This is a genomic window from Vibrio sp. M60_M70 (assembly GCF_037162085.1).
Classification (GTDB): Bacteria; Pseudomonadota; Gammaproteobacteria; order Enterobacterales; family Vibrionaceae; genus Vibrio; species Vibrio diabolicus.
In genome coordinates this window covers 744853-758425 of record NZ_JARLUL010000001.1, presented here as the reverse complement: position 1 = coordinate 758425, position 13573 = coordinate 744853, and the positions used below count along the sequence as shown (strand labels likewise).

At 43.5% G+C, this 13573-nt stretch carries 12 protein-coding genes; 2 read left to right on the top strand and 10 right to left on the bottom strand.

From position 1 onward, the window contains the following. Nucleotides 1-510 precede the first annotated feature (510 nt). From tadA to P4S59_RS03525, 6 genes are all read right to left on the bottom strand, one after another. Nucleotides 511-1020 (bottom strand): tRNA adenosine(34) deaminase TadA, encoded by a 510-nt coding sequence (gene tadA, locus P4S59_RS03550; RefSeq protein WP_443089043.1) that lies wholly within the window; start codon nucleotides 1018-1020, stop codon nucleotides 511-513. A gap of 239 nt (nucleotides 1021-1259) precedes the next feature. Then, entirely contained in the window at nucleotides 1260-2819 is a 1560-nt protein-coding gene (locus tag P4S59_RS03545; RefSeq protein ID WP_017635695.1) for an AbgT family transporter, read from the bottom strand. 287 nt (nucleotides 2820-3106) lie between these two features. Continuing rightward, on the bottom strand, nucleotides 3107-3517 hold the full coding sequence (locus P4S59_RS03540; protein ID WP_005381606.1) for a type IV pilus modification PilV family protein: 411 nt from the start codon (nucleotides 3515-3517) through the stop codon (nucleotides 3107-3109). Continuing rightward, nucleotides 3507-4760 (bottom strand): hypothetical protein, encoded by a 1254-nt coding sequence (locus P4S59_RS03535; RefSeq protein ID WP_047010167.1) that lies wholly within the window; start codon nucleotides 4758-4760, stop codon nucleotides 3507-3509. Before P4S59_RS03535 ends, P4S59_RS03540 begins: the two co-directional genes overlap by 11 nt. Then, nucleotides 4757-5374, bottom strand: coding sequence for a PilW family protein (locus tag P4S59_RS03530; protein WP_104974426.1), 618 nt, complete (start codon nucleotides 5372-5374; stop codon nucleotides 4757-4759). Before P4S59_RS03530 ends, P4S59_RS03535 begins: the two co-directional genes overlap by 4 nt. Beyond that, on the bottom strand, nucleotides 5355-5864 hold the full coding sequence (locus P4S59_RS03525; protein ID WP_047010169.1) for a GspH/FimT family pseudopilin: 510 nt from the start codon (nucleotides 5862-5864) through the stop codon (nucleotides 5355-5357). The genes P4S59_RS03530 and P4S59_RS03525 overlap by 20 nt, the downstream gene beginning before the upstream one ends. Nucleotides 5865-5967: 103 nt before the next feature. On the opposite strand from P4S59_RS03525, the gene P4S59_RS03520 reads away from it, so the two are divergent. After that, the gene (locus P4S59_RS03520; RefSeq protein ID WP_258619431.1) at nucleotides 5968-6399 is read left to right on the top strand and encodes a type IV pilin protein; all 432 of its coding nucleotides are present in this window, start codon (nucleotides 5968-5970) and stop codon (nucleotides 6397-6399) included. A gap of 68 nt (nucleotides 6400-6467) precedes the next feature. On the opposite strand, the gene dnaJ is transcribed toward P4S59_RS03520, so the two are convergent. The 4 genes from dnaJ to grpE all read right to left on the bottom strand — a co-directional run bounded on the left by dnaJ (nucleotide 6468) and on the right by grpE (nucleotide 12367). Beyond that, nucleotides 6468-7616 carry a molecular chaperone DnaJ gene (gene dnaJ, locus P4S59_RS03515; RefSeq protein ID WP_005391453.1) on the bottom strand — a complete coding sequence of 383 codons (1149 nt, stop codon included), beginning with the start codon at nucleotides 7614-7616 and terminating at the stop codon, nucleotides 6468-6470. A gap of 204 nt (nucleotides 7617-7820) precedes the next feature. Continuing rightward, entirely contained in the window at nucleotides 7821-9734 is a 1914-nt protein-coding gene (dnaK, locus tag P4S59_RS03510) for a molecular chaperone DnaK (protein ID WP_048626076.1), read from the bottom strand. Between the two features lie 345 nt (nucleotides 9735-10079). Further along, nucleotides 10080-11354, bottom strand: a complete 1275-nt coding sequence (locus P4S59_RS03505; RefSeq protein WP_047010172.1) for a dicarboxylate/amino acid:cation symporter — start codon at nucleotides 11352-11354, stop codon at nucleotides 10080-10082. A gap of 416 nt (nucleotides 11355-11770) precedes the next feature. Then, nucleotides 11771-12367: a nucleotide exchange factor GrpE gene (grpE, locus tag P4S59_RS03500; RefSeq protein ID WP_012842091.1), complete on the bottom strand. Its 597-nt coding sequence runs from the start codon at nucleotides 12365-12367 to the stop codon at nucleotides 11771-11773. 146 nt (nucleotides 12368-12513) lie between these two features. Between grpE and nadK the strand changes: the two genes are divergently transcribed. Then, nucleotides 12514-13398, top strand: coding sequence for an NAD(+) kinase (gene nadK, locus P4S59_RS03495; RefSeq protein WP_005391462.1), 885 nt, complete (start codon nucleotides 12514-12516; stop codon nucleotides 13396-13398). Nucleotides 13399-13573: the final 175 nt, after the last annotated feature.

Sequence of the window (13573 nt, the reverse complement as noted above, 5' to 3'; positions counted from 1 at the left end):
ATCCAAGACTCTGAGTGACACCAACCACACTCAACCATTCCTTTGGTTGGTCGCCTTTTTCACCGTTAGTTAAACTGATTGCTTTGTAACAGATTGCTTCGTAACCACATTGTTTAGCTCAGTTGATGAAGCGGCGCTATCGGCTACGCTCTGCCGAAATAACGCCACTCCTATTATTAAGCACCGTATTGAAATTGTTTGCTGGCTCTGTGCAATGCAGAAGTCAAATGAAGAACGTTTAAACCATACAATGTTTAGTGCGATTATCGAGCCTATTGCCAAGCATCGATGAGCCGCGCTTTACTGGTATAAGTCTTGTCTGCAGGAGGTTTTGAATATGAGAAGACGTAGAGTGCAGTCAAAGCGTTTAAATAACACAGTAGCTGCTATCCGACGTAAACGTAAACTGACATGTATGAAAAAGAAAGTAAGTTCACGTAATCGTGTTTTTGTACATTTAGTCAATCACTAGTGCGTCCAAGCAAACATCTACCACGTTGTAGGTGTTTGCTAGCCCTCACTACTCCCACTACCTTGTTCGCTCTCTCCATTTTCTAATGCTTTTTGTGCTTGTTTCTTTGCTTTAATTTCCTTTCGGCGACGCTTAAAAAACGCTTGTAGCTGAGTACGGCACTCATCTTCTAGCAGCCCCTTTTCAATCAAGGCGTAATGGTAAGCAGCTTGGCTTTCAAACAAATTAAGCACTGTTCCTGCTGCTCCCGCTTTTAAATCTGGCGCTCCAAAAACGACCCGCTTAACGCGGCTATGCAATAAGGCTCCCGCACACATTGGGCATGGCTCAAGTGTTACATACAAAGTCGTATCCAGAAGGCGGTAATTTTCTAGCTTTTGGCCTGCTTTACGCAGTGTTTGAATCTCAGCATGTGCGGTAGCGTCATTAGTACCAATAGAGCGATTCCACCCCTCAGCGATAATTTCACCATCTTTGACAAGCACTGCGCCGACAGGTACTTCCCCCTCAGCTTCTGCTTGCTCAGCAAGCACCATCGCTCTGCGCATAAACAATTCATCTTGAGGGGTAAACGGATGGTTAGACAAAGGAGGCTCCAAAGAAACAAAAAACGATTGAAGTCAGGAATTTTATCACCAACTTCGGTTTCACTACAGCAACACATCACGGGACAAAGTTTGCAACTCCAAAAAACCTAGTTACAAGACCTATCGATGTTCGTTTTGCGAGAACAAAAAAGCGCAGATCGAAGACCTGCGCTTTTCGGCTGCCAATTACCTACACGTTTTTACATTGTGTAAGTGTAAGGAGCTTGAATGCCTAGCGGGATACCTACCATCCAATAAGCAACTAGGAAGATAGACCAACCGATCAGCATTGCAATCGAGAATGGCATCATTAGTGACGCAAGCGTACCGATACCAGCCGACTTCACATAACGCTGACAGTAAACCACTACAAGAGGGAAAAATACCATTAGAGGCGAAATGATGTTCGATACAGAGTCACCCACACGGTAAGCCGCTTGAGACAGCTCAGGCGAGATACCAACCGCCATTAGCATTGGCACTAAGATTGGACCAATTAAAGCCCATTTTGCCGATGCCGAACCAATAAGTAGGTTTACAGACGCGGTTAGAAGGATCATACCGATGATGGTCACTTCACCTGGTAGGTTCATCGCTTTTAAGCCTTCTGCGCCATACAACGCTAGCATCGTACCGATGTTTGACTGAGCAAATGCAGATAAGAACTGAGCACAGAAGAACGACATTACAATGTATGCGCCCATAGTCGACATGGTATCAGCCATCGCTTTGATAATGTCGTTGCTGGTCTTGAACGTTCCAGACACTTTACCGTAAACATAACCAGGAATGATAAACAGAATAAAGATCAACGGCACGATAGACTTCATTATCGGTGCTGAGAAGGCCGTAATTTCACCTTCAGGCGAGCGAAGTGCTGATGTTTCTGGAATTAACGCTGCAACAAGTAAAGCAATACCCGCCATCATTGCCCAACCTGCATAACGGAATGCTTTTGATTCCAGTTCAGTAAATGAACCTAGGTTTGGCGCGGTTTCCGCATCGTCATCAATTGGCATTTTTGATAAACGAGGCTCGATGATTTTCTCTGTCACGTACCAACCAATCCCCACAATAATGATGGAAGATAGGCCAGTAAAGAAGATGTTTGCTAATGGGTTAACCACGTATTCAGGATCAAGAACCTGCGCCGCGGTTTGCGTAAAGCCAGCTAGTAGTGGATCGATACCAGAAGGGATAAAGTTTGCAGAGAAGCCACCAGATACACCTGCAAATGCTGCCGCAATACCCGCTAAAGGGTGACGACCTGCCGCATGGAAGATAATACCGCCAAGAGGAATAACCAGAACATAGCCTGCATCTGCCGCAGTATGCGATACAATAGCAACCAAAATAAGCATTGGAGTAAGAAGCTTAGCTGGCGTGAAGTTCAGCATCTTCTTAAGACCCGTCGTAATAAAGCCCGAAGAATCTGCAACACCCACACCTAGCATTGCGACAAGTACGATACCCAGTGGCGCAAAGCCAGTAAACGTCGTCACCATGTTAGCAAGGAAACTTGCTAGCGCTTCGCCCGTAAGTAAGTTGGTGATAGTAAGAGCTTCGCCCGTTCGAGGGTTTGGAAGATCGAATGATACATTCGACAAAAGTGCTGACGCCGCCCAAGTAATGATCAATGCCCAGAAGAACAAAATCGCAGGATCAGGGATTTTGTTACCTGTTCTCTCGATAAAGTTTAAAAAGCGCTCCATCCCGCTCGGCTTCGATGATGGTGCCTTATTTACAGCTTGGTTACTCATGGTAACTCCATAGTGAATGATGTTGGTGCCAAGGCCTATTTGAATAATTATAACGGCCTACTATCCAACGAGTATTCTAGTAAACACTAATGGAGAAAGCACAAGGTTCTATATTTTTTTCATAATTGGAGACATATTTTGCAAAAACACCACTTCAATTAAACATAATAAAAACAGTAGCACATCAACTCGATTAACAGTTCAAAAACCATTTATTAACCGTGACAAATCCGGTATCAAACAGGAATTACACCCGCATTTGTCTCAGCGCATGCATGCAATTGAACTTAGTTTTCGAATTCACTGTATTGTGAGATCATCGTTTTAAGCTGAACTGATCGCGTCTCGCCGATTCTATCCTTCCAGCTAGAGGTAATAGTGATAGTTTTCAGTGTTCCTGAAACCGTGGCAGCTGGAACTTCCCACTCGACGACATAAGATCCAGTAACAGAAGAGCCTGTTGCAATAGAAGCAAAATTTGCAGGTGTGATGGTAGACATCGCCGCAGAAGCACCACGCGTCCGGAACCATTCGAGCTGGTTTTCTGCTAGACGCAGTGCTTCAATACTTTTTATGGCATATTCGGATTCGCGTTCTAGATACACGTTTAGCTTCGTTAAACCTAGAGCCCCAACACCGATAAGCAGAAAAGAAATTAGAACTTCAAGAAGGTTAAAACCTTTTTGTTTAGAGATCATTCCAAGAGCCCTTCTTCCATCTAGGAATTGCATGCGCATTCCTTGAATTGTCTATCACATCTTTATTGTATCTAAAGTCCAAAGAATCGAAGAAAACCGCTGCCTGATCTTCACTATCAAAATATTGACCACCAGATACCGTAAAAGAACCATGCTGATAATAAGAAGCTATTGTCCTGTATGAGTCTTCTACAACACTTGGCACATGATTTAGGTGAGCATTGGCTTCGAACCCAACCCAATCCGCTGTTGCCGGAGCATAATCATGATTGAAATGAAACAAGACCCCTTTAAACTTATTTGATGTAGCGCCGGAGCTCGGTGGTCCCATCACGGAGAAAAGACCATCATGAATGAGCACTGTTACGCCATTGGTCGATGATGTAGCATTCACCAAATCATTGTATTCCGATTGCTTGATTTCACAGCTCCCTTCAACCCATAAATGATGCTTCCCTGACTGAATTTCTGCTGTTAAAGCAGCACCACAATTAGGTATGCCACCAGCCACTGAGCCCGTCATAACATGAAATACACCATTATCTCGGACATCGTTATGCTCTTCAGCCTTTACTCCAAAGAAGGATTCAAATGGCTTTAAATCTGTATCTTGAGTAAAATCATCACCAGCACCAACCCCGCCAACACTAGATGAGAGATGACGGTTTGCCGTCGTGTTTGCACAATCTTTATTTGTAGGGTTGTTAAAATCGGCATAGGGAGACTCTCCATGAATTACGCCTTTATTATCAACTGAAGAGGAGTAAAAGCGCTTTTTATACCTTAACGCAATACACTCCCACCCATCGCTGCTCAATTCCCCTGGATCTGGAGTAGAAAACGTTGCACTAGAATGAAAATAAATGTCGGCACTAGACTGCATTGCACCATAGCTCAAGTTACCTCCCAAAATAATCTCCTTACTAATGCTTGTAAATCCAACATTAGAAGTAACCAAATACCCATTGGAAGTACTCGTAAAATTCGGAACCGTCCAAAGCCCTGAGCCACAATCTGTTATTACTGCAGGTACAATATTACTAACTCTAAATTGCGCCCATGCACATTCAACACCTCCTTCAGCTAACCAATGTGCTTGTCGAGATTTTATTTCGTTTTGCGCAACTTTTATTTGAAAAAATACACCTTTGGATGATGCTAATGATGCAATTAAAGCAAGTAATAAAAGTATAGAAGTCACAAGCAAAGTGGTATAACCGGAATAGCTATATTTAGATGTCATTGCCAATTCCTTTGTTTGATAGAAAACTCCGCGACTTCACTAAAGACTCCATCAATCGTTTGCAAACCTAACTTAACGTTCGTGACCGAACTTACATTTCCTCCATTAGTCACTGTTTCTGAACTAACGGTGAATTGGGTGACTTGGAAAATATCATCATCAAATAGAGAACGACAAAAATCTATACCATCAAAAGATAATATTTGTGTTTGAGACACAACGCCTTTTTCACATATAAAAAACCGAGTATCTCTCTTCTCATACTTAATATTTCGATAGTCTTCATTGGCAGCTGAGTCTTCTTTAAAATACACAAAACCAACAGAAGAGGCGCCGCTCAGCATTATGGTTCCTGTAGCTCCGGATAATTTGAGTGAACTACCGTTCCCACCATCATAACCTGCTCTTTGAATATCTTCTTTCATAACAGATAAAGTGATATTAAGACCTTGCAATAAATTTAGCTCTAAGCTTTTTTCTTTTGCTGTTTTTTGTAAACTCAAGAATATAGAGCCCACTACACTAAGAACAATTAACCCAATTAAAGAACTAATCATTAATTCAATTAAAGAGCTACCTCTTTGATAGCGTTTGTTAGCACTGATGGTAATCATATAACTTCGCTCCAGAATTACTACAAATCTTAATCCTCCCAGGAGGGTTTGAGAGCTTTGCTTGTAGTTTTATGTTTTGAGCATTGGTTGGGAAAAACTCTATATTTCCTCCTTGGGGCCGTCCACGGACCTCATCGAAGCTTATTTTTTGATTATCGTAACTGTGCTTCAAAGATAATTCAGAGTATGCGGAGCCGGAAAGGTTTAAGATTACTCCCCCTGAGCCGCTAGATGAGTCAGTTAACTGTAGAGACCATGCACCTTGACTGACAACAACGTTTTTAGCCATTGAGAAATGTATATATAACTTTTGATTTCTCATTACCGCCTCGGACTTACTTTGGCTTAGAAAACCAGCTAATTCAGTTGCCAATCGCTGCATTTGCACAGTTTGTGAAACACGGCTAAAGCTTGGAGCTGCAAACGCCAATATAATACTCAGTACAGCAACAGTAATAAGAAGCTCCAACAACGTAAACCCGCGAGGCATTTCCCAAATTCCTATGTAAACGGCAGAAGGGCCGTAATTCATCTTGCACAGATGCTATCACCTGCCAAAAATAGGCGGAAAAGTGAAAAGGAAACAACTCGTGATAATTCGAATTTCTCGCTGTAACAGCTACAAAAAAAGATTGGGAGGGATGACATTGATCGAATTACTGATAGCCGTTGTGATTGTCGGGATCATTACTGCTGTCGCCTACCCTTCTTATACCAATCATGTAATTAAGTCTCATAGGACGGTTGCCTTGAGCGATCTTAGTCGAATTCAGCTAGAGCTAGAGACATCTTATGATGGTGGGTACGACTGGAGTCATATTATCTCTGGAGGCACATGCACTCTATGTGATTCAGACACAGATAGATTTTCTTTCAATATTGCGAGCTCTGCAAGTACGGCCTATACCATTACAGCAACAGCAAAATCGGCTCTGGGACAAGACGACGACGAGTGCTTGACTGGCGCTAAAACGATTACTTTAACGTCAACAAATGTCGAAGAACCAAGTGATTGCTGGAATTAAAAGAACACCGAGATGCAAAAAGGCCTGCATTTTAGCAGGCCTTTGTATTTGTGCTTTTCACTAACGTCCTAGCTGGTTAAATCATCAAAGAACTTTTTCACACCGTTGAAAAAGCCTTCTGATTTAGGCTTGTGCTTTGTCGCCGCTTCACCACCACAAGACTCTTCAAACTCTTTAAGCAGCTCTTTTTGGCGTGAGCTTAGGTTTACTGGTGTTTCAACAACCAACTTAACAATAAGATCACCGATACCGCCACCGCGGACGCCTTTCACACCTTTACCACGCATGCGGAACATACGACCTGTTTGCGTTTCTGAAGGCACTTTTAGGCTTACGCGACCATCTAGAGTTGGTACCTCAACTTCACCACCTAGAGCCGCCATCGCAAAGCTTACAGGCACTTCACAGTATAGGTTGTTACCATCACGTTCGAAGATATGGTGCTCTTTCACGTGCACTTGTACATACAAGTCACCCGCTGGTGCTCCCATTTCTCCCGCTTCACCTTCGCCAGATAGACGAATACGGTCGCCAGTATCAACACCTGCAGGGATCTTAACGTTAAGTGTTTTGGTTTTCTGTTTACGACCTTGACCATGACACTCATTACAAGGGTCTTTAATGATCTTGCCTTTACCGTGACAGGTTGGACAGGTTTGTTGCACTGCGAAGAAGCCTTGGCGCATCTGTACTTGACCATGACCATGACAGGTACCACATGTTTCAGCAGATGAGCCTTTCTTCGCGCCACTACCATCACAGGTATCACAGTGTACTAGTGTTGGTACTTCGATCTCTTTCGTTACACCACGAACCGCCTCTTCTAGCGTCAGTTCCATGTTGTAACGTAAGTCCGCACCACGTTGAGCACGGTGACCACCACCGCCACGACGACCACCACCAAAAATGTCGCCGAATACATCGCCAAAGATGTCGCCGAAATCAGCGCCGCCGCCACCAAAGCCGCCGCCACCGAAACCACCGCCGCCTTGTTCAAAAGCAGCATGACCGTACTGGTCGTACGCCGCTTTCTTTTGAGGGTCGGTCAGAACTTCGTACGCTTCTTTTACTTCTTTAAACTTGTCCGCCGCAGACTCATCACCCTGGTTTCGGTCTGGGTGGAATTTCATCGCTAGACGCTTGTACGCCTTTTTGATATCGCGCTCTGAGGCATCACGGCTTACGCCTAATACTTCGTAAAAATCACGTTTTGACATGTTCTTCGTCACCAGTTAATTACTACAAACGGCATCGATTCACCGCTTGGTGTTTGTATCGTTCTAGGTAAGTGCACTTATCCGCAACATACTTAACTAGAAAGACAGCGTTTACAAACAGACGGGCGTAAGAGTTGCCCCAAACGCCCGCACACGAAGTCTTATCGACCCCAGATGGCTTTGCAGCCATCTGGTTAAGAAATATTATTTCTTGTCGTCTTTAACTTCTTCGAACTCAGCATCTACAACGTCGTCTTCTTTAGACTGTGCACCTGCGTCAGCACCTTGTGCTTGCTGCGCTTGAGCTTGTTGTTGAGCGATTTCCATCAGTTTTTGAGAAGCTGTCATTAGTGCTTGAACTTTAGCATCGATAGCTTCTTTGTCTTCGCCTTTGCGCGCTGTTTCTAGCTCAGAAATTGCTGCCTCAATCTTCTCTTTCTCTTCTGCAGGTAGTGCTTCACCAGCTTCTTCTACTTGCTTACGAGTACCGTGAATCATTTGGTCAGCTTGGTTACGTGCAGTCGCTAGCTCTTCGAACTTTTTGTCCGCTTCTTTGTTAGCTTCTGCTTCTTGAACCATTTTCTCGATGTCTTCATCGCTTAGACCGCCAGAAGCTTGGATAGTGATCTTCTGCTCTTTACCAGTCTGCTTGTCTTTCGCTGACACGTGTAGGATACCGTCCGCATCAAGGTCAAAAGTAACCTCGATTTGTGGCATACCACGTGGTGCAGGCTGGATGCCTTCTAGGTTGAATTGACCTAGAGACTTGTTGTACATCGCTTGCTTACGCTCACCTTGTAGAACGTGGATAGTAACCGCGCTCTGGTTGTCTTCCGCTGTAGAGAAAACTTGGTTCGCTTTAGTTGGGATAGTTGTGTTCTTCTCAACTAACTTAGTCATTACGCCACCCATTGTCTCGATACCTAGAGACAGTGGAGTTACGTCTAGTAGTAGTACGTCTTTAACGTCACCAGCAAGTACACCACCTTGAACTGCAGCACCCATTGCTACTGCTTCGTCAGGGTTTACGTCACGGCGCGCTTCTTTACCAAAGAACTCAGCAACTTTCGCTTGAACCATTGGCATACGAGTCTGACCACCAACTAGGATTACGTCAGTGATGTCGTTTACTGATAGATCAGCGTCAGCTAGAGCTACTTTTAGTGGCTCAAGAGAGCGTTGTACTAGGTCTTCAACTAGAGATTCTAGTTTTGCACGAGTCACTTTAATGTTCATGTGCTTAGGACCAGTTGCATCTGCAGTAACGTAAGGTAGGTTTACGTCAGTTTGAGAAGTAGAAGAAAGCTCGATTTTCGCTTTTTCTGCTGCTTCTTTAACACGCTGCATTGCTAGTGGATCGTTCTTAAGATCGATACCTTGCTCTTTCTTAAACTCGTCTACTAAGTAGTTGATTAGGCGGTTATCAAAGTCTTCACCACCAAGGTGAGTATCACCGTTAGTCGCTAGAACTTCGAATGTTTTCTCGCCTTCAACTTCATCGATTTCGATGATAGAGATATCGAATGTACCACCACCAAGGTCGTATACCGCGATAGTGCGATCGCCGCCTTTCTTATCAAGACCGTAAGCTAGCGCTGCTGCTGTTGGTTCGTTGATGATACGTTTAACTTCTAGACCTGCGATACGGCCAGCATCTTTTGTAGCTTGACGCTGAGCATCGTTAAAGTAAGCAGGTACTGTGATAACTGCGCCAGTTACTTCCTCACCAAGGAAATCTTCAGCAGTTTTCTTCATTTTCTTAAGAACTTCAGCAGAAACTTGAGGAGCCGCCATTTTTTGGCCTTTTGCTTCTACCCAAGCGTCACCGTTGTCAGCCTTAACAATTTTGTAAGGCATGATTTGGATGTCACGCTGAACTTCTTCGTCTTCAAAACGACGACCGATTAGACGCTTAATTGCAAATAGCGTGTTTTCTGGGTTAGTTACTGCTTGACGTTTCGCAGGTTGACCTACTAGCGTCTCACCGTCAGTGTAAGCAATAACCGATGCAGTAGTACGTTCGCCCTCTGCGTTTTCAATTACACGTGGTTTGTCGCCGTCTAATACAGCAACACATGAGTTAGTAGTACCTAAGTCAATACCAATGATTTTACCCATCTGGCTATCTCCGAATAAATTCTATTTTCGTTTGGTTATAACCCCAATGTGGGGGAGGAGAATCGGGTTTCAACCCTTGCTCACAAACAAAAATAATCAATGTTTGCTTCTCTATGCCACATAGATAAGGGCGGCAAAATGCTTTTCAAGGGCAGAATTAAAAAAAGCGTCTTTTTTCGAAATTTATGTGTTTCTTTCTGATTAGTTGGGAACTCGTCACACTGCTGTAGCGCAACAAAACACCATTTCTCAGGTAAATGTATTTATGCCCGACTCTTCCTAAACAAAAAACGAGCTCATAAGAGCTCGTTTCAATATTAGGGTTAAAATAAATGATTCAAGACATTAAGCGTTCGCTTGAGCAGGCTCAGCGTCAACGCCTTCTTCTTTACCAATCTCACCTTCTGTTTTTGCCACAATGGTGTTCACTGCCGTGTCGCCCACAACGTTTGAAGACGTACAGAACATGTCATTAATACGGTCAACCGCAGCAATAATTGCCAAGCCTTCAGGTGGTAAGCCTAGTTGGTGAAGCAAAACGCCTACCATTACCACGCCGCCTCCAGGAACGCCACCAGCACCAATAGATAATAGAAGAATAGTTAAACCAAGCGTGAAGATGTCTGCGGTGTTAATTGGCTGGCCAAAAGCGTTCGCAACAAACATCGTTGCTAGAGCAATATAGATAGACACACCAGACATGTTCATCGTTGCGCCCAGTGGTACACCGAAGCCAGCAACCGATTTAGAGACCTGAAGCTTTTCTGTCAGTGTTCGCATCGTTACCGGGATAGTCGCGTTTGAGCTCGCGGTAGATAGAGAGAACAGAATCTGCTCACGAGTTGCACGTAGGAAAGTCTTTGGAGAAGTTCCGGTCGCAATACTCACTGCCATTGGGTAGAAGAAGAAGATCCAGAACACCAACATCGCAACCACCAAAGCCACGTAACCAGCCACGGACATCAATGTATTGGCGTTTAGCGTTGCACCTAGTTGAATCATTAGTGCGAACACACCATATGGTGCAAGACTCATCACTAATCCAACCAGTTTCATCATGATTTCATTTGCCATTTTGAATGTGCGGATGGCAGGACCACCACGAGAATCCAAAGCTTGAATTGCAAGACCTGTCAGAATTGCCATGAAGATAATTTGCAGCATGTCGCCGTTAGCAAACGCTTGTACTGGATTGCTAGGAACAATGTTAACAACTAGAGAGAAAATGTCCGGCGTTTCTGTCGTCGTCAGCTGTACGGCCTCAGATACCGTTCCTGCCAGATTAGCACCCGCTCCTGGCTGGAAAATCAAACCAACAGTCAAAGCCGCCGTAATCGCAATGATGGTGTTAAGAATGTAGAGGGTAAAAGTTTTTCCACCAAGACGACCAAATGCACTGATGTCTTTCAAGTCAACAATGCCGCATACGATTGAAACGTAAACTAAAGGAACAACAAGCAATTTGATCAGCGAGACAAACATGCCGCCAACGCCTTCTGCTGCTCCAAGTAGGTATGTATCAAAAATCGCAATACCGCTAAATAAGTACTGAATTGCTGTTCCCAGCACAAGGCCGGCAAACAAGCCTATAAAAATCTTACTAGAAAGCGATTTATCCATTATAAATCTCCGATATGTTGTGTTTGCTATTTACATCTTTGTAGTTATATATACTTACTTTTAAAGCATTAGTCGCAAATCATACACAGCAAGGTTACAAAATAAAGTGATAATTTACATTTTTGTTAACGGATTTGTTGTAGAAAAAATGACTATATTTACATTCCTATGCAGCACAAACATTCACACAACGAATGATTACAAATACTTATAGCCCTCTTCGTTCATAAACACGCAGTGAGATGAGAAGAAATCTCCTATAGGAAAATAATTAACCAATAAGAAAAAATATGAAGGGGATCAAACTTCCATTTTGTCGATATACAATGAAGCTCATTGCAATAACTTACGTTTAAAACAAAAAAGCGCCCATCAAAAATGATGGGCGCTTTATATTTGAAAACAGGCAGTTAAGGTTATTTAGCAACCATTACCATTGCCGGACGAATCACACGGCCGTTTAGTTCGTAGCCTTTTTGCATAACAAACATAACTGTGTTTGATTCATGATCTGGGCTTTCCTGAATCGACATCGCTTGATGAAACTCTGGGTTGAATGCTTCACCTTCAGGGTTGATTGCTTTCAAGCCAAATTTCGCCACAACGTCGACAAACGTTTTGTGTGTTAACTCAACACCTTCTAGGAACGGCTTAACCGTTTCATTCTCTGTATCTGCCGCTTGAATTGCACGCTCTAGGTTATCAATAACAGGAAGCAACTCTTCGGCAAACTTGTTCAACGCAAACTTACGTGCTTTATCGATCTCTTGCTCAGTACGACGACGCATGTTTTCTACTTCAGCTTTAGAACGCAACACCGCATCTTGCTGCTCTTTTACTTTTGCCTCGCTAGACAGTAGTGCCGCTTCTAGTTGAGCAATCTTAGCGTCTGTCTCATCACCAATTTCTTCAAGCTCAGCTTCAACTTCTTGTGCTTCAGCTTCTACTTTTTCAGCCTCTTCGATGATTTGATCAAGCTCTTCTTCTGTAACTTTGTTTTCTTCGTTGCTCATGATATCTCCAGAATTCAACATAATGCCCTTAAAGCCATGCGCGTTTTTGCGGGCTTTAACCACATAAAAATTCGCATATTTAGGTGACTTGCCATTATTATGGGGATGAAGATTCCTGATTCAAGCCTCTTTAATGCGGAAATGCTATGAAAAATCCATGTAACGTGATCGCGATTATCGGAAAACCAAGAGATCAACAAGCAATTCAAACTCATAAAGAGTTGTACCAATGGCTGACCTCTGAAGGCTATAAAGTATTTATTGACGATCGCCTTGCCGCAATACTGGATGATATCCCGCAGAGTCAATTTGCCAGTTTAGTTGAACTAGGAAAAAATGCCGATCTAGCCATTGTGGTTGGTGGGGATGGCAACATGCTAGGCGCGGCAAGAATTTTATCCCGATTTGATGTTCCAGTCATAGGGGTTAACCGTGGAAACCTGGGCTTCTTAACTGACTTAAACCCAGACGAGTTCCAAGCGTCTCTGCAAGCGGTACTCGACGGTGAGTATATTGAAGAAGAGCGCTTTCTCTTAGAAGCGGAAGTACACCGTCACGGGCAAATTAAAAGCCACAACGCTGCGCTAAATGAAGCTGTACTTCACCCAGGGCAAATTGCCCATATGATTGAATTTGAAGTGTACATTGATGAAAGCTTCGCCTTCTCTTTACGAGCCGATGGTTTGATTGTCTCCACACCAACGGGCTCGACCGCATATTCGCTTTCTGGCGGTGGTCCAATTCTTTCGCCTAGCTTGAATGCCATTTCACTCGTGCCAATGTTTCCTCATACCTTGTCGAGTCGACCTTTGGTGGTTGATGGAAAGCGTCGAATTAAATTGGTGGTGTCACCAGAGAACCGAGGAACACAAGAAGTTAGCTGTGATGGACAAGTGTCTCTCCCTGTTTCTCCAGGAGACGAAATCCACATCTATCAAAGTCCAAATGTGCTCAAACTCATCCATCCCAAAGATTACAGCTACTATCACGTTTTACGTAACAAACTTGGTTGGTCTAGTAAATTGTTCTAACACTTGTTACTCAGGAATTGACTTCAATAAAAAAGCCAGCAGCTTAATTGCCACTGGCTTTTGGCTTTCTTAGACAAGAAATAGACACAAAGTAGTGAGGCGACACGATATTTGCTGTCATTAAAGAGAAGTTTATAAATTTTGATCCTGTGGGCAAAGTTTACACAAAAGATAG